Genomic DNA, 20,235 nt, shown 5'->3' with positions numbered 1-20,235 from the left:
TATTTTTATTTTTCAATTAGTTTATTATGATCGAGACTCCGCTTTTCAGATTTATGAAATAAAGATTATTGCAGGTCTTTCGGTCTTTGTGTAGATTAGCCGATTTTTGTTTTTGGGGAAATAGATAAATGAATGCAAAAATTACTTTGCTTGCAGCAAAACAAAATACTGTCCTACGCGGACATCCATGGATATTTCCCAAAGCTATTGCAAAAACAAATGGAAAATTAGTTACAGGTCATTTAGTTGATATCCATAATGCAGATGGAGAACTTATTGGGGTGGGAGTTTTCAATGAGTACTCGCTTTATCGGGTTAGAGTATTAGCACTTACTACGGAGTCTATTAATACAAGTAATTTAAACTCTTTAATTATTGATCGCTTAAAACAAGCGAAGTTAATACGAGAGTGTTTAAATTTACCTAATACAGAAACTACTGCCTATCGATTGTTTAATAGCGAAGCAGACGGACTTTCTGGTCTAACCATAGATCGGTTTAATCAAACATGTGTTATTGCGAGTTCCGCTTATTGGGTGGAGCTCAATAAAGAAATCATTAGCCAGGCACTGCAAAAATTATTTCCTACGGATCAATTGATTTGGATGCCCCAAAAAAAACCTTTAAGTCAGGATGGATGGCAACAAAGTTGTGAACAAGAAACACATCATCATGCAAACGTTCTCGAAGCAGGGATAATTTATGAAGTTGAATTTGCCCAAGCTCAAAAAACAGGCTTATTTCTTGACCAACGTGAGAATCATCAGCGTATTGCTCAGTTGTCTCATGGTAAAAATGTATTAGATCTTTATTCGTATACCGGTGGTTTTGCCTTACATGCTGCTAAAGCAGGTGCACTAAAAGTTACTGCTGTAGATAGTTCTGCTCAGGCTATTGCTCAAGGTAGAAAGAATGCATTATTAAATGAGTTAACACAAATCGAGTTTATCGAAGCTGATTCCCGTGATTATTTAACAAAAGCAGGGGAATATGATGTCATTGTTTTGGATCCTCCCAAGTTAGTTCCTTCACAACAGCATTTACAACGTGCGAAAAATTACTATCGTTATTTACATCGCGAAGTATTTAAGCATATGAAGACAGGGAGTTTATTAATGACCTGTAATTGTTCCGCGGCGCTTTCATCTCAAGAGTTTTGTTCTTTGGTGAGTATTCAAGCAGGAGCTGTAGGAAAACAAGCGCGTATATTAGGGGTTTATGGTCCAGCAAGTTGCCATCCTACATTAGCATCTTTTCCTGAAGGAAATTATCTGACAGCGGTTTTGTTGGCGGTTGTGTAAGATCTATTCGATAAAGACGTCAATGAATTAGGCATGTATTAATGGCACTAAGTTAAGGATGCCTACGCCCCGTGGCCAAAGCCACGGGATTATCAAGATGAGAAAAATTTAGTCAAAAACGCTTAACGTAGTGCCATCACGACGTACATAAATTTTCAACTATGGACAGTCGTATTCCTATCTTGTAAGCATTGTAATACATCATAAAAATTTAACTCACAAGCTTTTAATAAAACGAATAAGTGAAAGATTAAATCGGCACATTCATTCACTAATTCTTCACGATCATTGTTTACAGCAGCGATGACTGTTTCCACAGCTTCTTCACCTACTTTTTGAGCGCATTTACTGAGCCCAGATTCTAATAATTTTGCTGTGTAACTGTTTTCATTTTGCGAATCAGCGCGTTCATTGATGAGATCAATTAATTCATGTATAAAACCAAGATTGGTGTTATTTGTAGGCTGAAAACAACTAGCATATCCTAAATGGCAAGCAGGTCCTTTAGGTAGCACTTGAATTAATAAGCTGTCATTGTCGCAATCAACACTAATATGCTGAACCGACATGCTGTTGCCGGAAGTTTCGCCTTTACGCCATAATCGTTTACGGCTTCGGCTGTATAAATTAAGCTGACCTGTAGTTAATGTCGCAATTAAAGCTTCTTGGTTCATATAACCTAACATCAAAACATTACCATTTTCTGCATTTTGGATAATGGCAGGTAACAAGCCGTTCATTTTTTTCCAATCTAAAGCGTTAATTTCCATATGATTCATAATCGTACCTCAATATTTTCTTTCTTTAATGCTAATTTAATGTCGTGGATTGTTATTATTTTATTGTGAAATACACTAGCTGCCAAAGCTCCATCTACTTTGGTTTTAAGGAAGACTTGCGTAAAATCATGTAACGCTCCAGCCCCTCCCGATGCAATTAAGGGTACCTCACATAAAGACCGCATCACGTGTAACTGCCGTAAGTCATACCCCATACGTACGCCATCCGCTTGCATGCAATTTAATACAATTTCTCCTGCACCTCTGTCTTGAACTTCTTTAATCCACTCACATGTTTTGCGTTTGGAATTAATTGTTTTTTTCTCATCTCCCGTATATTGATAAACATAATAATCATCATTTATCCATTGACTATCAATTCCAATAACGACACATTGGCTTCCATAATTACTACTTAATTCGTTAATTAAATGAGGAGATTCCAATGCAGGGCTATTAATGGATATTTTATCGGCTCCGGCATTTAATAGTGATTTTGCCTGATCAAGAGAGCGAATTCCACCAGCAACGGTGAATGGAATGTTAATTATTGCTGCAACTTGATGCACCCATTTAGGGCAAACAGAACGTTGTTCTGAACTTGCTGTAATATCATAAAAGACCAGTTCATCTGCTCCGGATGCGGAGTACTCGGCAGCGAGTTCGAGAATATTACCAACAATTTGATGGTTGCGAAATTGAACTCCTTTGACGACTTGATTCTCGCGTACATCAAGACAAGGAATAATTCGTTTAGTTAACATAATGTGTACTCTTTAATAAAATGTCGTTTAGGTATTTCATTCCGTTGTCATTACAGGGTTTGATAACATTGATTTCAAATTAAACGCATCTTGGTACATAGTCAGTCCCAAGATCGCTGCTTTAATACCTAGTGCGTGCAGCTTGGTCAGATCATCTTGATGACGAATGCCTCCAGAAGCTTGCCAAGCAATATTGGGAAAACGTTCTACCGCTTCTTTATAAAGATCAAAACTTGGTCCTTGCATCATGCCATCATAGGCAATATCAGTGCATAAGATTTGCGTAATACCCAATTGTTGATAATAGGAAGCAACTTCCCATAAATTCATAGTTGAAGTAGTTTGCCAGCCGTGAGTAGCAGGTAAAGGGATGTTGTTCTTCATGCGAATGTCGAGAGCAAGGATTATATTTTGGGGGCTGATTTCATTAATAATTTGTGCGGTTAATGCAGGATCAGTAATCGCTATACTCCCTATCACTAAGAGTGATATTCCTGCAGAAAAACAGATTTTTGCTTGTTCTAAGGAGCGAATTCCACCACCTGCTTGTACTGTAATTCCCCTATTTTGCATAGCGCAAATTAACGAGAGTTGTTGCATGGTTCCAGTTTTAGCTCCATCTAAATCAACAACATGTAATCGTTTTGCTCCTAATTTGGAGAAATACGATGCACGTTCTATAGGTGATATATCAAATTGAGTGACTTGATCAAACTGTCCTTGGCGTAAACGCACACAACGACCTGCTTGTAAATCAATTGCTGGGATAAGGATCATACAGCCTCCGATAATAATAAGTTCTAGCTTACGTAGTAATAATTTAAATCTATGTACTGCAAAAATTTTTAAGCAATGTCATTCCAGTTTCAGCTGATTTTTCGGGATGAAATTGCATACCCCAAATGTTGTTCTTTTGAATGATTGCCGTAAAAGATTCATTGTATTCACAATAAGCCAAAGCATATTCAGTGGTGCAAAGTGCATAACTATGCACAAAATAAACATAATTATTTTCATTTAATCCAAACTGTAAGGGTGTCTGTTTACACCATTGCAATTGATTCCAGCCCATGTGGGGCACTGGATAACCCTCTTTCCGAGGTAACCGCTGGGCTCTTCCAGGAATCAGTCCCAAGCATGGCACGTTTCCTTCTTCGCTGCTTTCAAGTAATAATTGCATACCGAGACATATACCCAATAATGGTTGTTCTAATGAGGTAATGACATCAATTAATCCATAGTGATGCAATGCATTCATGCCATAAGATGCTGTACCCACTCCAGGAAGGATCACATGGCTTGCGTTACTGATTTCTTGGGCATTGTGAGTGAGTTGATAATTAAATCCTAACCGTTGTAATGCATTCGTTAAGGAAGTTAGATTAGTGCCACTCACATCAATAATAGCAATCATAAAACCCCCTTAGTCGACGGTAAAGAATGATTTGTTTTTGCGCACGCTTGGCCTAATGCTCTACCTAGTGATTTAAAGCAGGCTTCGATCATATGGTGATGATTTTTACCGGTAACTTCAATGTGAATCGTTGCGCCTAAAGCATTGGCCAGCGAATTAAAAAAATGAGGAACCATTTCTGTGGCCATACCGCCAACAAATTCACGAGTGAATTGCCCTTGGAACACACAAAAACCTCTACCACCTATGTCTATGGCGATAGAAGCAATAGACTCATCCATAGGCAAAGTAAACCCATAGCGATTAATGCCCCATTTGTTTCCAAGTGCTTCTTTCAGTGCTTCTCCTAAAGCAATCGCAGTATCCTCGATTAAATGATGATCATCAACTTCTACATCACCATTAGCATAGAGCTCTAGATTAAATCCACCATGTTTTGCTACTTGTTCGAGCATATGGTTAAAAAAAGGTATAGGGGTATTGATAGAGCTGGTCTGGTCAGAATCCAATAGCACTGATAATTCTATCGTTGTTTCTTGTGTTTTTCTTCGAATAAATCCAGTACGTTTGTGATTAAGTATCGTGCTCGTAATTTGTTCCCATCCATGTTCTTGATTAATCGGTAAAAACTTTATTCCTAAATTGTCCGCTAACTGACGATCCGTTTCTCTATCGCCAATGACCCAAGAAGATACTTTATCAATTAGGGTTTTTTTCATAAATTGGTCTAACAAACCCGTTTTGGGTTTACGACACGAGCAATTATCTTCGGGCATATGTGGGCAAATAAAAATCTCATCAAAATAAATACCTTGGGATGAAAAGAGATCCAAAGTAAATTCATGACACATTAAAAAAGCATCTTCGGGGAAAGCAGGTGTACCTATACCATTTTGGTTGCTTACCATAATGAACCGAAACCCTTCTTTCTGCAGTTGCAGTAAAGCGGGGATTACGCCGGACGTAAGTTTGATTTTATCCAATGAATCAACTTGAAAATCATAAGGCTCTTCAATTAAAGTCCCGTCACGATCAATAAATAAAATTTTTTGCATTTTTAAATCCTAAAGCATTATTTGCATCCCTCTGAGGATGAGTTAGGTTGAAAAGAAGATAGGGTATTCAGAAGAAACCTATTCTGTGCTTCATCTCCTACGGTGATACGTAAATGATCATGTAAAGAGGAATGGGGTGAAAAATCTCTCACTGCTATACCGTGATGAGCAAACCAAGAGACGAGCTCACGAGCATATAACGTTTTAATGAGAATAAAATTGGTTTGGCTTGGGTAAACTTTCTCAATAAGAGGGCATTGTGTTAATTCTTGAATCAATTGAGTGCGCGCTTTTATAATCTTGTTAATTGATTCGAAAAACCATTCCGGTGTTGCCAATGCTTTTAGCGCGATATCAATTACAACAGTGGAAAGTGGGAAAGGCGACATGATTTTATTTAATGCTTGAATAACATTTGCTTGAGCTAGAACGCTCCCTAAGCGAAGATTCGCAAGCCCATAGGCTTTGGATAAAGTTCTCAAGACGATTAAATTATCGAATTGAGGAATGAGACATGCTGCACTTTGATTCTGGGTAAATTCTATATATGCTTCATCAACAACAATTATGGAGCGGTCTTTATATTCTTTGCATAGTGCTGCAATTTGAGCGAGGTCGATTAAACTGGCGGTAGGATTATTAGGGTTACACAGAATAATCATTTTACAATTGTTCTGCCAACAATTACGAATCTCTTCTCCTGAAATTTCAAAGTAATTTAAGGAATCTAAAGGACACTCAATCAGTTGGGCTTGTTGTAAATGAGCATAAAATGAATACATAGGAAAGGTTGGTGGAAATTGCATGCATGCATCTTGCCTCGCTTTTAAAAACAAACGAGTGATTAAATCAATTCCATCATCTGATCCACGGGTCAAAACAAGTTGATTTACATCTACTTGATACACCTTTGCTAACTGTTCCAATAAGGGCTGTTGAGCCATTTTTTCAGGGTAAAAATTTAAATCGATCTCTGTGTTTAATGCAGACCAGGGAAGCTCATTTGCGTGTAGACGATGATTGATTTGACCACTAATTGGAATGTAAGCTTGGTTATTTAATAGTTCAGGGCGTATTAAGTTAAGTACTGACATTTAAACCTCCAGTGAATTTAATCTGATTGCTACCGCTTGTGCATGTGCATCCAATCCTTCAAGGTGTGCTAGAGTGATCGCTGCAGGACCTATATTTTTGATTCCTTCCTGATTAATGGATTGCACATTAAAACAAGTGAGAAAATCCAGTGTGCTTAATCCATTGTGATTTCGAGCAAAACCGTTGGTTGGTAAAACATGGTTCGATCCGGTTACATAATCACCAAGAGTCTCTGCTGCCCAAGGACCAAGAAATACGGTACCTACGGTATTGATTGAATCGATCAATAACTCTGCGTCTTCACGGTTTATAATTAAATGTTCTGGGGCATAAGTGTTAATAATACTCAATTGCATTTCCATTTCAGGACAGACAATAATCATGCTATTTGCCAATGATTGGTTCATGATGTGTATTCTTGATAAGGCTTTTAATTGTTCTTTTAATTGTTGATTTACCTGTTCTGCAAATTGTAGATTATCGCAAATTAAAATAACTTGTGAGTCAGTTCCATGTTCTGCTTGTGCTAATAAATCAGCAGCAATAAATGCGGGGTTTGCTTTCTTATCAGCGATGATCATTACTTCAGAAGGTCCTGCTGGCATATCTATAGCTGCGCCACTAGGATCAGATGAAACAAGAGTTTTTGCTTCGGTAACATAACTGTTTCCCGGGCCAAAGATCTTATCAACTTTGGTGATGGTTTCAGAACCATAAGCCATAGCGGCAATTGCTTGCGCACCACCTATAGTATAAATAGTCTCAATACCGCATAACTGTGCGGCAACAAGAAGATGTTTATTTATAGAACCATCACTATTAGGTGGAGTACACAATATTTTCACAGGACATCCGGCAACTTTTGCAGGAATTGCTTGCATGAGTAATGAAGAAATTAAAGGCGTTTTATTACCACCAGGAACATATAATCCTACACGCTGAATTGGTCTATAAGTACTGTATATATCTACTCCTGTAGTGGTATTTATCCGTTTATTCTCTGGTAACAGCGCTTGATGATAATTCTCGATGTTTTTTATTGCCTCATTCATGGCATTTAAAGCTTGGGAACTGATGCAGGCATTTTTTATTTGTTGTGTTGAAACTTGAAGATTTTCTAAGCGAACTCCATCAAATTGTTCTGTAAGTGCAAGTAATGCTTTATCGCCAAAAGATTGTACTTTTTTTATAATTTCTTGTACCTGATTTTTTACTGAAGAGGTTTGCAAGGGGCGAGTAAGACATTGCATTTTTTCAGTTTGGGATAAAGATTGCCAGTTTTTTATCGTTAACATAAAGTTACTCCAACATTTTTTCTATGGGTAAAACCAATATAGAACTGGCGCCCAGTGTTTGAATGGTTTCCAATGTCTTCCAAAAAATTCGCTCACTGGAAACAACATGGACAGCGACTTTATTAATAGTTCCAGGTAGGGGCAAAATAGTCGGTGATTCAGCTCCAGGAAGTTTTTCAGCTATTGCTTCAAGAGCTGATTTTGGTGCATGAAAGACAATATATTTTCGTTCTTGGGCTTGTTGTACCGCGAGTATTCTGCGCGCTAGCATTTCAAATAAATCTTGAAATAGGGGCGATTTTTTTTGAGCGCCTTGGATTAATACTGCTTGGCTTTGCAATAGGGTATCCACTTCATACAGTTTATTGTCTTCTAAGGTTTGCCCTGTTGAAACTAAATCACATATTGCATCGGCCATCCCCATACGAGGAGCAACTTCAATGGAGCCTGATAAAACAAGAATTTCCGCACATATTTTTTGTTTGTTTAAATAGTGCTTCAGTAAGTTAGGGTAACTGGTAGCAATTCGTTTTCCATCGAGACTTCCTGGTCCCTGATAATTCATGGCTTCGGGGATAGCTATAGATAAGCGACAGGTACAATTACCCAGTTGTACTATGGTTTTATAGAGTTTTTCGGGATTGGCAAGGGCACTTTCCAAAAGTACGTTTTCACCAACGATGCCTCCATCACATAGTCCATCAAAAACTAAAGTAGGAATATCATCATCGCGAACAAAAAGTAGATCGATGGGGAAGTTATCTACGTGGGTGAGTAAGCTATTAGGCTTAATACGAAACTTTAAACCGCATTGTTGTAACAAACTTAAAGACTCTTCAGATAAGCGCCCCCTTTTTTGTAAGGCTAAACGTAAACGATTTTTCACGATAACTCCGATCTCTTCGCGATTAATTCATAACCGCCTGTACCAAAACTCAAACAACGTGCAACGCGGGTTATAGTGGTTACACTCACTCCAGTTTGCTCATGAATAATTCTATAAGGAATACCTTGTCGCAATAATGGAACCACTTGCCAACGATCTGCCATTGCTTCCAATTCTGCTGGAGTACATAAATCAGTAAAAAATTGCAACGCTTCCTCTTTGTTTTCCAGTACGCTGATTGCTTGCATTAAATTGGGCAGAGCTGAATGCTTTATTGAAGTATGTATTTTCATATTAATGTATTAGCGTGATATAACATTAATAAAATGTTAATCTATTTATTTAATTATTGTCAATGGGAGTCGGTATTTTTATTGCTAAATTGTTATAAAATGTTTCTATAAACAATGTATACTCACCGCCAACTTATTGGCATTGGGTATTAATACTCTAGGTCGAACTCACGTTAATTAAGGTGTTTTCTTTGGATTCTTTTCAGGTTCCTTTATTTCTTTAGTAGTGGTTTTGGAGTTAGGGGAACCGAAAAAGACCATATCTGTTTTATTTTTTCTTAATTTATCTTCTAGGATTAATGTGTCTTCCAATGCTGTTAGTATTTTTGGACTATTTTTCATTTCAGAGGGGATGTATTTAGAAATACGCGGGTTTTTCTTGATGAGTTTGAGAATAAATGATTCATTATTTCTTAGTTTTTCACTGGCAAATAAAATGGCTTTTGGATTACTTGTTGTTGCTAGAGTTACCGCTTCTTCATCATCTTGAAAGACTTTGCCAGCAAATCTCAAGGAAAGTCCATTTTGTTTCAGCGCAGGAAAGACAATAGAAATGTCACGCAGTGTAGTAAATTTTAAGGCTAGACCATTTTGTTGAACAGCAATTTTAACAATATCGGGATCATTTTGGTATTTAGGTAAAAACTCTAAAACAAGACCATTTTGACGCACTGCTACATTGATAAACTCTTTATCAGAAAATAATTCGTTATTGCGAACGTCAGGACCTCCATATTGAATAATCATTGCATGGGTTAAGCCTCCTCCTTTAGATGTTCCCCACAAGTTATACATTAAATCGGGATCATTCCTAAGTTCTGTGTCTACATATTCAATGGCTCTTGCGTTTTGTTGAACAGCACAAATGACTAACTCTTTAAAGCGTTTATGATGATGAAGTTTTTCTCCAACCTCTTTTAACACTAATCCATTTGCTTTTACGGCTTCCAGCATAAAATCAAAATCGTTCTTCTGTTTCTCACTAAGATAGGTACTTGCATTAGGATTTATAATGACTGCTTTTGCATATAAACGTGGATGTTTGGAGATATCTTTTTCAATGAATTTAAATACCCAGCTATTTTCTTGAATTGTTTTGAAAATAGATGTCTCTTCGCTGCTTTCGAGTTTTGCGGTGTTAAATTCGAGGATGTATTTGAGAATTTGTTCTTCAATAATTTTCGAGAGCTCAGGAATAGTTTCTGCTATGTTTTTTGCCGTTGTTTTTAATGTATCCTCAAACGAATAGGGTTCTATTATACTTGGGGCAGTCTCATCAGATTTTGTTGTGATTGGGGTAGCGGCTAATAAAGAGGTATCCATTAAAGAGGATGATGGATTTTGAGCAACTAATTCACTTTCTGGAGATTTAGCAAATGAATTCTTAATGGCTCTATATAGTTTCGATATTAATAAATTGTTTTCATCATCTTTTTTAGTACCTTTGATTTTATCGGTAGCCAATTCGAGAGGACCCCAACTAACAATTGCATCTTCAAAGGGCGTAGCATGTACGATTGCTCCTTCTACAAGACCTTTAAAAAGATGAATAAATGCACCTGCGAAATTTTGATTTGCATATTCACGATAATCTGGGTCTTGGGCTGCTTTCATAAATGCTTTTGCATTTTCTAGTTCATGAAAAAGTGAATATTTATTGGGTTGAAATGGACTCAATGACTCTTTGGTGCTTTCAGAGACCTGTGATGAAATTGAAGCTAATGGTGCATCATGTAATGGTGTTTTGGCTAAGTCATGTCCCTTATTTACAGGGCCAATAGCTAGTTCATAAGCAGATCCAGCTTCTTTTATAATCGAGTCTAATTGAGAGCGGTTGTCACAGTAAAACTTCTTTTCTTCGGTGCAATGAGGGTATTTTAATCCGGTTTCAGCTTCGAGAGTTTGTATTTTAAATGCTAATTCAAAATTACTAATACAATGTTCGGCTACTTTAGCCCATTTAATAGCATCGTCTGCTTTATGAGTTCTATGAGATTTTGGATGTGGACACTCTGATTTATCAGGTGGTTTCGTTTTTTTCGAATCATCTAAAAATGGCGGTTCTGATAACTTTTCTTGAAGACTCTTTTTTAGTGTAGGAGATATTTTATCCGATAAGTTTTTAGCTGTCTTTTGTATTTGTTCAGAGAGTTTTTCACCGTGGAGGTTTTTTAATATATCTAAAACTGAATCATGTTTGCTTTTCATAATGGACTTCATAAACAACATACTTCTATTGTTAATTATATATCCAATTTGTTAATTTAGTTATCTTTTGGGGTGTTTTATTTTCTGTTTGATGCGACATGGAAAACCAGAAGAAGGATTTCCACTGGTTTTTAAAGGGGGATTCACAGTTGAAGATGAATTGATATCTATCTATCTAGTCATTTTAGCAACCATAAGTTGATTGATATTCTTCCAGTTTTTTTACTTGTTCGTATTGATTTGTGCTTTTTAAGTAATCAATTAAATCAAATAAAGTAATAATAGAGTAAACTTCAATACCTTGTGCTTTAATTTCAGAAAGTGTTGATTCGTTTGTTAACCCACGCTCGCAACGATCTAAAGCAATGATAACTCCAGTCAGCTGACCACCATGCTCCTTAATCAAAGCTTGAGATTCTCTAAAAGCAGTGCCTGCGGTTATAACATCATCAACAATCACCGTTTTACCTGTAAGAGGGGCGCCAATTAATTGGCCTCCTTCTCCATGATCTTTTATTTCTTTACGATTAAAAGTAACGGTTACTTCTTTATCTAATTCAGAGAGGGCTATAGCTGTAGCCGTAGCCAGTGGTAAGCCTTTATAGGCTGGGCCAAATAAATGATCTAATTGGGCATGATGTTCGATCAAGGTTTTTGCATAAAATTGACCTAATTGTCGTAAAGTGCTTCCTTGATAAAATAAACCTGCATTAAAAAAATAGGGACTTTTTCGCCCTGACTTTAATATAAATTCACCAAATTTTAATACCTGACAATCAAGTGCTAATTTTATAAAAGCTGATTTTGTATGATTCATTATGTATTTCCAATATAAAAAAAAAAGATAAAGATAGCAATTTTTTAAAAAAATCCTTAACAATCAATAAAAAACTGCTATGCTAATCTATATGTACCGGAATTTCGTACATATAGAAAATGTTTATTATAACCCAGCTTGGGAATAGTACGTATTTTTTATGCTGGAAATAAACATCTGTACTAGTTGGATTGTAAAGGCTTAAGACAAAGGGGATCGCTAATGTCGCAAAGAGAAACGGGCCATGTAAAATGGTTCAATGAGAAAAAAGGATTTGGATTTATTATTAATGAGAATGGTGATGATATCTTCGTTCATTACAAAGATATTCAAGGTGTTGGATTTAAAACACTTCATGAAAATGATCCTGTATCCTTTGTGCTTGATAAAGGACCAAAAGGCTTAAAAGCACAAGACGTTACTATTATTACTGAATAAGTAATAAGGGGTACGTAAGTATTCTCAGCTCTCGCTGCCGGTTAAATGAAACCTGGGCTAAGGACAGCCGTAACCCGGGTGTTTATTTTTCATGCAACGAAGGAGAGGAAAAGCTATTTTGAATAGAATTTTATCTTTATTTCGGTAAACGGTTCGTGCTGTGCCTTAATTAATAGCTGTCACAGGGATGTGTTTGTTATCGAAAGTGTATGCTTGTGCCATTTTTTTATAAGCTAACTTATTGTGCTCTTGAATTTTCTAAAATTATCCCTCATATGTATTCCTTGTTATTCATTTTTCAAGGGATCTCATGAGACATTTATCTATATATCAAATCGATGCTTTTGCTACAAATCTTTTCGAGGGAAATCCTGCCGCCGTTTGTCCATTAACGAGTTGGCTTACTGATCAAGAAATGCAAAATATTGCTTTAGAAAACAATCTTTCAGAAACTGCTTTTTTTATTCCCGAAGGAAACGGATTTTATATCAGATGGTTTACACCAAATGAAGAAGTAGCTTTGTGTGGTCATGCAACTCTTGCTAGTGCCTATATTATTTTTGAGAAATTAGGATTCAAAGGAGAAGAGATAAAATTTAATTGTTTAAGTGGTGAGCTTGTTGTTCGAAAAAATGGAAATGAACTGATGATGGATTTTCCGGCATTACCTTATTTTCCCATTGAAAATTTTCCAGAATTACATGCGCTGAATTTAAAAAAACCGTTACACATTTTGAAAAGCCAGTTTGATTTAATGTTTGTTTATGAAAAGCAACAAGAGGTGGAAGAGGCGGAACCTAATTTGAATGCTATTGCTCAATTAGATTATAGAGGCTTGATTTTAACGGCGCCAGGAAAAAATTCTGATGTTTATTCACGATGTTTTTACCCTGGATGCAATGTTCCTGAAGATCCAGTAACAGGCTCAGCTCATTGTGTGATTGCACCTTATTGGTCTGAGCAACTGCAAAAATCTCGAATTAATGCAGTGCAAGGTGGAGCGCGGCAAGGAAAATTGCAATGTGAGGTCAAAGGCGAACGAGTTATTCTCTATGGAGCAGCTCATCTTTATTTGCAAGGAACAATTTATTTGCCCTAAAAATCATTGATGCAATTCTGAGTTTCTCAAACGAAAGTCTTCCCTACTAAAAATGGTACATTTACAGAGTGCTGGTAGTAGGTATAAGCTTTATAAAGATCCTTTGGTGGAGGATTTTTAAGTAATTCGGTACGTGGATGTTTTATATCTGCTACTTGAGTGAGCCTGCTTGGGCTCAATGTCCATTGAGTCGTCTGTTGCGAGTTACGCCAAACGTATAATTCTTGGATGAGTCCAATTCGAGTAAAAGGATTACTCATATCACTAATAAAATTACCCATGGAATAAGCGATTAATCCTTTATGCTCAGAAGACGGTATTGAGAGCATCGTCACCCTCTGCGTAAGCAGGGGGTCTCGTAAGCATATGACTGCAAGGTGAAGTTTAGAGCAAAGATAGGTTACTTTTAGACCTCCCGCTTTTGCGGAAGGCGACGGTATTGAGAAATCCCTCCCTCTCTGCGCAAGCAGCTGTCTCTTGATGAGATAGGATCAAGAGACAGATTAATTGACTGAGTTCCACTTTATTTTTATCAAGTGGAGCAATTCCTGGCAAATACCAGATAGGGGTAGGCGAATTTATTTAATGACAATATGGATAATTCTATTTTATTATGGCTTATACATTTGGATTTATCGTTTGAAAAGGAGCATTAATGACTGTTTATATGTTTCCAGGACAAGGTTCTCAAATAAAAGGCATGGGAATTGAATTATTTTCATATTTTCCCGAACAAATCAAGCAAGCCGATGAAATTTTAGGGTATTCTCTCAAAGAATTATGTTTGGATGATCCACAACAGCAATTAAATAATACCGAGTATACACAACCTGCACTATATGTTATCGAGGCTTTATCTTTTCTAGCTCGAGCTTCTGAAGAACCAACACCTAATTATCTAATAGGCCATAGTTTAGGGGAGTATACCGCTTTGTTTGCTGCTGGTGTTTTTGATTTTGAGACTGGTTTGAAGCTGGTGAAAAAACGTGGTGAGTTGATGGCCAAAGCCAGCGGAGGCGGGATGCTCGCAGTGGTTAATTTAGCAGAAGACAGAATTAAATCATTGTTGCAAATCAATGGATTAGATTCTATAGATTGTGCTAACTTTAATTCACCGAAACAAATTGTTCTTTCAGGACTCGCAGCAGATATAGCTAGGGCAAATGAAATACTCGCTCAAGAAGCTTTGATGTGTGTCCCTTTAAAAGTCAGTGGTGCATTTCATTCACGATACATGCAAGCAGCTGCGGATGAGTTTAAACAATTTATCGAACCTTTTCAGTTTTTACCGTTGCAAATCGAAGTGATTGCAAATATTACCGCAGAACCTTATACCAATGATAGGGCGAAAGAAAACCTAGTGAAACAAATGACACATCCGGTCCGTTGGACAGATACCATTCGCTATTTAAAAAATCAAGGTGAGCGCATTTTTATAGAGGTAGGACCAGGAAATGTACTTACCCGTTTGATGGCACAGATTTAATTGACGAAACTTATTAAAAATTCATAATCAGCGGATCCCTCCCAGAATATCATCTACAATTAAAATTGTAGTTCCATTTATAGCGGGGGGGAATATGACAATCAGATTAAGACATGAACAAGGAAAATTGGAGTCAATAGAGTTTGCACAAGTACAGCATCATTTAGCTCTTTCTCATCTTAATAAGTACTTACGATCAAAAGGAAAGAGGCGCTGCAAATTTATAAAAAAGATAAGTATTGATCATTCCAACTTAAATAATAAAGATTATGAAGCCTTACACGATATTTTAAAGTTAGCTTCAAAAGTTAATGAAATTTCATTTTATGGTAATCATATTGATACTGAAGATATTCGCTACTTATTTGATTCATTACCCCGTAGAAAACTGAATACCATTAAATTTATTGATAATTGGATCGGAGACAAAATACCTGCTGATTTTTTCTCATGTTTAAAAAAGAAGAAGTTATCGGTTTTAGATTTATCACTAAATTGGCTTCGTGATTCCGGAGTTCAGCTTTTATTAGAATCGATTAGCTCAAATACGGAATTAAAAGAACTGGTGTTAAGCTGTAATGATTTTGGCTTAGAAGGAATGAAAGCACTACATCATTTTGTAGTGAAACATTCTTCATTAGAAGTTTTGGATATATCATATAATAATTTGAATGAGGCATGTGCAGAAGAAATTGCTGCTATGATTAAGGAATCTCGAGCTTTAACCTATCTAAATATTAAAAGCAATAAATTGCGTGATGAAGGAGTTTATCTCATTACCAATGCATTAAAATGGAACACCAATCTCAAGTATATTGATTTATCAGATAATGAAATTTCTGAGATAGGCTTATCTAAACTCTTACGTGAAACAGAGGCTCATGATACACTTAGGCGCTTGATATTAAAGCCTAATCATCTTGTTTCTTCCACACTCTAGGTGAATAGACCAAACCTTCATTTTATTGATTAATATCGTAAGTGAGAATAGCATAATCGTTCCTATCTTTTAGTCAATGGGATGGGCGATTATGTGTGACTAATGGAGTTTTATACATGGGTAGGAGTACTTTTTACCTTTTGAAAGAACGTAAGTTTTTGCCTTTTTTCCTGACTCAATTTTTTGGTGCTTTTAATGATAATGCTTTTAAATTAGCAATGCTTACTTTAATTAGTTATCATCTCGCTCATAATCAAGCTCAATCTGAGTTTTACCAAGCAATAGCGGGTGCTTTATTTATAATCCCTTTTTTTCTTTTCTCAGCGACCTCAGGGCAATTGGCTGATAAATATGATAAAGCTCTAGTGACTCGTGTAATTAAAATTTTAGAATTATTTTTAATGATTATTGGTAGTTTTGCCCTTTATTGGGAAAGTATTTTTTTGATGATGGCTACTTTAACTGGCTTGGGAGTTCATTCAACTTTTTTTGGACCCATAAAATATGCTATTTTGCCTGATCATTTACCTAAAAAAGATTTGTTGGGTGCAACAGGTTTAATTGATGCCAGTACTTTTATAGCTATTTTATTGGGCACTACTATGGGTACTTTGTCTATAGGGATCCATGGTCCTAAACCCTATATAGCTGTTTTTTTAACCATACTAGTTGCTCTTGCAGGGCTTATCTCAAGTTTGTTTATCCCCAAAGCTCCTTCAAAGTCGGTAAATATTGAAGTAGACAAACAAATTTGGCGGGTGACTTATAGGATGTTGAAGCAGGCTACTGAACATTTTGGTATTTTAATCGCAATTTTGATTTTATCTTGGTTTTGGTTGTTAGGGGCAGTAATACTTACTAAGCTTCCTGATTATATAAACTATGTTTTAGGAGCTAATAACACAGTTTTTGCATTATTTCTCGCGTTGTTTTCCATAGGGATTGCGTGTGGTTCGTTGACCGTTAATTTTATATTTAAAGGACAAATACATCTTCCTATCGTTCCTTGGGCTATGTTTGCTTTTACTTGTTTTTCAATGGATCTTTATTGGGCTACACCTCATTTAAATGAGCCGAAAAATGTATTTACTCTAATTAATTTTTTTAATCACTTTGTTCATTGGCGCATTGCATTTGATTTATTTATGCTAGCTTTTAGCGCAGGCCTTTTTATTGTTCCCTTATATACCTATTTACAAGTGGCGAGTCCTCCAGAATCAAGGGCGCAAGTGATTGCAACCAATAATATATACAACTCTATGTTTATGGTCGCGGGAGCGTTGCTGGTTATTGCTTTATTACATTTTTCTGCAGCAATTCCACAAATTTTTTTAATTTTGAGTGTATTAAATGCTTTTGCAGCATTGTTAGCAAAGATTTGTTTAAAGAAAGTAGTTTTACCAATAAATAGCGGAGTAAGAGAACATTCTCAATAAGCGAAGAGAGAAGCGAGGGAGTATGAGTCCATTTCATTGCTTACGGGTTGAATCAAAACAACTTAAGTTATATTAGCCAATTACGTTGTGGTAAAAAGTCAGTATAAAGTTTAGCTTCTGCACTATTTTCTTCTGGATGCCAATTATATTCCCAGGTTACTTCAGGAGGTAATGACATGAGAATGGATTCTGTTCTGCCATTCGATTGTAAACCGAATAAAGTTCCACGATCATAAACGAGATTGAATTCTACATAACGTCCTCGACGGTATTTTTGAAACGCTTTTTCTCGTTCACTAAATGGATGGTTTTTTCGGCGAGATACTATAGGAGCGTAGGCTTCAATATAATGATTTCCTATACTTTGCATCAATGAAAAACTATGATCAAAGCTTATTTCGTTATAGTCGTCAAAAAATAATCCGCCAATTCCTCGTGCTTCATTCCGATGTTTAATAAAAAAGTAGTCGTCGCACCATTGCTTGAATTTAGGATAAATGGACTGACCAAAAGGTTGGCAAGCCTCAAATGCAGTTTGGTGCCAATGTTGGCAATCTTCTTCAAATCCATAATACGGTGTTAAGTCAAATCCCCCTCCAAACCACCAAACTGGTTCAGCATTTTCTTTTTCAGCAATAAAAAAACGAACATTGGCATGAGAAGTAGGAACATAGGGATTATCAGGATGAATAACAAGTGATACCCCTAGAGCATTAAAATTTCTACCCGCTAATTCTGGACGATGTGCGCTTGCTGATGCTGGAAGGTGGGTTCCTGAAACGTGAGAAAAATTAACGCCTGCTTTTTCAAAAACCAGGCCTTGCGTTAAAACACGGGTAATTCCACCACCTCCGGCAGAACGTTGCCAGGCATCTTCAATAAATCGGGCCTGTTTATCTAAATTTTCAAGTCTTGAGCAAATGGTATTTTGCAGTTGCAATAAATAAGTTTTTACTTGAGCTATTGCATTTCCAGGAAGAGAATTGTTTGTTGACATGGATAAGTACTCCAATTGATAGCAATTAATTTTCTCATTTATTTGAAGTTGGCACAACGTTTGCTTTTTATTAATTAACGTCAGTTCGATATAAAATAAAGTGATTTTTTGATATCGAACTGGTTTTATTTAGAACTGGATTCCATACAGGAATACTGCTCAGCATGCTTGTATGGGATAACGTTCGTTTAGCGACATAAAAGGGTATTTTTTATGCCTTTTATGTCGAATTCACGTTAATTAATGTGACGTGCTTTAAAGTTAAGTGAATAAAGGGGGAAAAGAATGACAAAAAATTCATTTAATGAAACGGATACATTAAGTTCCTCATTAGAACAAATTGATTCCTCAATAAAGAAAACTTTGAGAGAACAGGATTTTTTACATTTAATGATGGAGCAAATCCAAGATCACGATTTTATGCAACCACAAGTTAATTATGAGTTTTTGTCTCAATTGGCACAATTTGCCGCTCATGAACAGGGCACAGAAATGCAAGAGTCATTGCAACAACTGACTACTTCATTACAGTCAAATCAAGCATTACAAGCCTCTGCTTTAGTAGGACGTAAAGTGTTGGTTGATAGTAGTATTTTTCGATGGGATACTGAAAATTGTGTGAGGATTGTCATTGATGTTTTGCCGGGTATTTCTATGTTGCGTCATTCTATTTATACAGAATCTGGAGAGCATATAAAAACAATTGCTTTAGAAAAACCAGAACCTGGTTTTTTTCAGATCAATTGGGATGGAATCGGAGATAATGGCAAGAAGGTTAACGAAGGCAGATATAAGGTTGAGGCGTACGCTGTTTATGAAGGCAAAGACATGCCCTTGCAAACACTGATTTTAGTAAATGTGAATAGTGTAAGCCTCGGGCAAAATGGAGAAGGATTAAAATTGAATGTTGCCGGAATTGGGTCTATATCATTAGATCGCGTAAGACAAATATCCGTTTAACCTAAAAAAGCAATTGAGCTTCAATTGCTTTTTTAGGTTAAAGGACGAGACGCTAAACAAACGTTAAAATAGAGGAATAATAATGCAGTTCTATGTTTATAGAGGAAATAATTCGAGCCAAAAATGAGCAATATCGATTCGTCGCGTTATCCAAATGTCTTTATGTTGTACTAAATGATTTAAAAAGTCCCTTAGCATCATACATCGATCTGGTTTTCCACTGAGGCGAGGATGCAAACCTACGCTCATAATAGCAGGTCTTTTTTCTTGATAAAGATAGTTAAAGGTATTCATTAATCGATCGTAAAACTCCTGTGTACTATAAAAACCTGGAGTTGTTGTGAACTTAAAGTCATTACAATCAAGAGAGTAGGGGATTATGAGGTGATTATCAACATAATAAGGTAAATCATCTGCATAACTATCCGAATCATAAAGGAAACCACCTATTTCGAGTAATAAGTCTCGCGTATTTTCGCTTCGCCTACCAGAATACCAACCTTTAGGTCTTTGTCCGGTTAGTTTTTCCAAGGTTTCAAGGCATAAAAGAATGTGCTCTCTTTCTATTTTTTTTGGAACATTTGCATAGTTTATCCAACGCCATCCATGGCCGGCCACATCATGATGCCGTTGCGTTAAATAATTTGCCAGTAGAGGATTGAAAGTTAAGGCATATCCAGTAACAAAAAATGTAAGTGGTATTTGATAAAAATCAAATAAACGTAAAAGGCGCCATAATCCTACACGACTCCCATATTCATAAAATGATTCCATACTCAGATTACGTTGTCCTTTAGCTTTAGGTATAAAAGGAAAATCTGCCCCACTTGTTTCAGCTTCTAAATCATTATTGGCTGGGCTTAATTCAGAGCCCTCTTCATAATTAATTACAAAATTAATGGCCACTTTTGCTTTGTTTGGCCAAAAAAGATCCTTTCCTTCAGGACCGTAACCTACTAAATCGCGCATGAT

General features: G+C 36.4%; 21 protein-coding genes. 7 read left to right on the top strand and 14 right to left on the bottom strand.

Annotated elements, in window-relative coordinates:
* The first annotated feature begins 128 nt into the window (after positions 1-128).
* Positions 129-1,301, top strand: coding sequence for a class I SAM-dependent rRNA methyltransferase (locus tag Lgra_RS16620; protein ID WP_058500265.1), 1,173 nt, complete (start codon positions 129-131; stop codon positions 1,299-1,301).
* A gap of 155 nt (positions 1,302-1,456) precedes the next feature.
* Here Lgra_RS16620 and hisIE read toward each other — a convergent pair whose 3' ends face one another.
* The 11 genes from hisIE to pyrE form a co-directional block, all read right to left on the bottom strand.
* Positions 1,457-2,080, bottom strand: a complete 624-nt coding sequence (gene hisIE / locus Lgra_RS16615; RefSeq protein ID WP_058500264.1) for a bifunctional phosphoribosyl-AMP cyclohydrolase/phosphoribosyl-ATP diphosphatase HisIE — start codon at positions 2,078-2,080, stop codon at positions 1,457-1,459.
* The gene (hisF, locus tag Lgra_RS16610) at positions 2,077-2,844 is read right to left on the bottom strand and encodes an imidazole glycerol phosphate synthase subunit HisF (protein ID WP_058500263.1); all 768 of its coding nucleotides are present in this window, start codon (positions 2,842-2,844) and stop codon (positions 2,077-2,079) included. Before hisF ends, hisIE begins: the two co-directional genes overlap by 4 nt.
* A gap of 36 nt (positions 2,845-2,880) precedes the next feature.
* Positions 2,881-3,621, bottom strand: coding sequence for a 1-(5-phosphoribosyl)-5-[(5-phosphoribosylamino)methylideneamino] imidazole-4-carboxamide isomerase (locus tag Lgra_RS16605; RefSeq protein WP_058500262.1), 741 nt, complete (start codon positions 3,619-3,621; stop codon positions 2,881-2,883).
* Positions 3,622-3,670: 49 nt separating this feature from the next.
* Positions 3,671-4,258 carry an imidazole glycerol phosphate synthase subunit HisH gene (gene hisH, locus Lgra_RS16600; RefSeq protein ID WP_058500261.1) on the bottom strand — a complete coding sequence of 196 codons (588 nt, stop codon included), beginning with the start codon at positions 4,256-4,258 and terminating at the stop codon, positions 3,671-3,673.
* Entirely contained in the window at positions 4,255-5,313 is a 1,059-nt protein-coding gene (gene hisB / locus Lgra_RS16595; protein WP_058500260.1) for a bifunctional histidinol-phosphatase/imidazoleglycerol-phosphate dehydratase HisB, read from the bottom strand. Before hisB ends, hisH begins: the two co-directional genes overlap by 4 nt.
* A gap of 17 nt (positions 5,314-5,330) precedes the next feature.
* A complete protein-coding gene (gene hisC / locus Lgra_RS16590; RefSeq protein WP_058500259.1) occupies positions 5,331-6,407 on the bottom strand; it encodes a histidinol-phosphate transaminase in 1,077 nt (358 codons plus the stop codon).
* On the bottom strand, positions 6,408-7,703 hold the full coding sequence (gene hisD / locus Lgra_RS16585) for a histidinol dehydrogenase (protein WP_058500258.1): 1,296 nt from the start codon (positions 7,701-7,703) through the stop codon (positions 6,408-6,410).
* 4 nt (positions 7,704-7,707) lie between these two features.
* Positions 7,708-8,589 carry an ATP phosphoribosyltransferase gene (hisG, locus tag Lgra_RS16580; RefSeq protein WP_058500257.1) on the bottom strand — a complete coding sequence of 294 codons (882 nt, stop codon included), beginning with the start codon at positions 8,587-8,589 and terminating at the stop codon, positions 7,708-7,710.
* The gene (locus tag Lgra_RS16575; protein ID WP_058500256.1) at positions 8,586-8,882 is read right to left on the bottom strand and encodes a YerC/YecD family TrpR-related protein; all 297 of its coding nucleotides are present in this window, start codon (positions 8,880-8,882) and stop codon (positions 8,586-8,588) included. Before Lgra_RS16575 ends, hisG begins: the two co-directional genes overlap by 4 nt.
* 177 nt (positions 8,883-9,059) lie before the next feature.
* On the bottom strand, positions 9,060-11,090 hold the full coding sequence (locus tag Lgra_RS16570) for a DUF4116 domain-containing protein (protein ID WP_058500255.1): 2,031 nt from the start codon (positions 11,088-11,090) through the stop codon (positions 9,060-9,062).
* Positions 11,091-11,274: 184 nt separating this feature from the next.
* The gene (gene pyrE, locus Lgra_RS16565; protein WP_058500254.1) at positions 11,275-11,907 is read right to left on the bottom strand and encodes an orotate phosphoribosyltransferase; all 633 of its coding nucleotides are present in this window, start codon (positions 11,905-11,907) and stop codon (positions 11,275-11,277) included.
* Between the two features lie 222 nt (positions 11,908-12,129).
* Between pyrE and Lgra_RS16560 the strand changes: the two genes are divergently transcribed.
* Positions 12,130-12,345, top strand: a complete 216-nt coding sequence (locus Lgra_RS16560; protein ID WP_003631957.1) for a cold-shock protein — start codon at positions 12,130-12,132, stop codon at positions 12,343-12,345.
* A 310-nt stretch (positions 12,346-12,655) separates the two neighbouring features.
* On the top strand, positions 12,656-13,444 hold the full coding sequence (locus Lgra_RS16555) for a PhzF family phenazine biosynthesis protein (RefSeq protein WP_058500253.1): 789 nt from the start codon (positions 12,656-12,658) through the stop codon (positions 13,442-13,444).
* Between the two features lie 26 nt (positions 13,445-13,470).
* Here the strand turns inward: Lgra_RS16555 and Lgra_RS16550 are convergent, their stop codons facing one another.
* Positions 13,471-13,773, bottom strand: coding sequence for a hypothetical protein (locus Lgra_RS16550; protein WP_058500252.1), 303 nt, complete (start codon positions 13,771-13,773; stop codon positions 13,471-13,473).
* Positions 13,774-14,099: 326 nt separating this feature from the next.
* Here Lgra_RS16550 and fabD point away from each other — a divergent pair, with 326 nt between their 5' ends.
* The 3 genes from fabD to Lgra_RS16535 all read left to right on the top strand — a co-directional run bounded on the left by fabD (position 14,100) and on the right by Lgra_RS16535 (position 17,306).
* Positions 14,100-14,930: an ACP S-malonyltransferase gene (gene fabD / locus Lgra_RS16545; RefSeq protein WP_058500251.1), complete on the top strand. Its 831-nt coding sequence runs from the start codon at positions 14,100-14,102 to the stop codon at positions 14,928-14,930.
* A gap of 94 nt (positions 14,931-15,024) precedes the next feature.
* Positions 15,025-15,870, top strand: a complete 846-nt coding sequence (locus tag Lgra_RS16540) for a leucine-rich repeat domain-containing protein (protein WP_058500250.1) — start codon at positions 15,025-15,027, stop codon at positions 15,868-15,870.
* Positions 15,871-15,986: 116 nt separating this feature from the next.
* Positions 15,987-17,306: an MFS transporter gene (locus tag Lgra_RS16535; RefSeq protein ID WP_058500249.1), complete on the top strand. Its 1,320-nt coding sequence runs from the start codon at positions 15,987-15,989 to the stop codon at positions 17,304-17,306.
* Positions 17,307-17,373: 67 nt separating this feature from the next.
* Here Lgra_RS16535 and hemF read toward each other — a convergent pair whose 3' ends face one another.
* Entirely contained in the window at positions 17,374-18,303 is a 930-nt protein-coding gene (hemF, locus tag Lgra_RS16530) for an oxygen-dependent coproporphyrinogen oxidase (RefSeq protein ID WP_058500248.1), read from the bottom strand.
* Between the two features lie 285 nt (positions 18,304-18,588).
* Between hemF and Lgra_RS16525 the strand changes: the two genes are divergently transcribed.
* Positions 18,589-19,263, top strand: a complete 675-nt coding sequence (locus Lgra_RS16525; RefSeq protein WP_058500247.1) for a flagellar hook assembly protein FlgD — start codon at positions 18,589-18,591, stop codon at positions 19,261-19,263.
* Between the two features lie 96 nt (positions 19,264-19,359).
* On the opposite strand, the gene Lgra_RS16520 is transcribed toward Lgra_RS16525, so the two are convergent.
* Positions 19,360-20,232: a polysaccharide deacetylase family protein gene (locus Lgra_RS16520; RefSeq protein WP_058500246.1), complete on the bottom strand. Its 873-nt coding sequence runs from the start codon at positions 20,230-20,232 to the stop codon at positions 19,360-19,362.
* Positions 20,233-20,235: the final 3 nt, after the last annotated feature.

Source organism: Legionella gratiana, from assembly GCF_001467695.1.
Lineage (GTDB): Bacteria > Pseudomonadota > Gammaproteobacteria > Legionellales > Legionellaceae > Legionella > Legionella gratiana.
The sequence above is the reverse complement of the archived record's forward strand: the minus strand, read 5'-3'. Positions and strand labels throughout refer to the sequence as shown.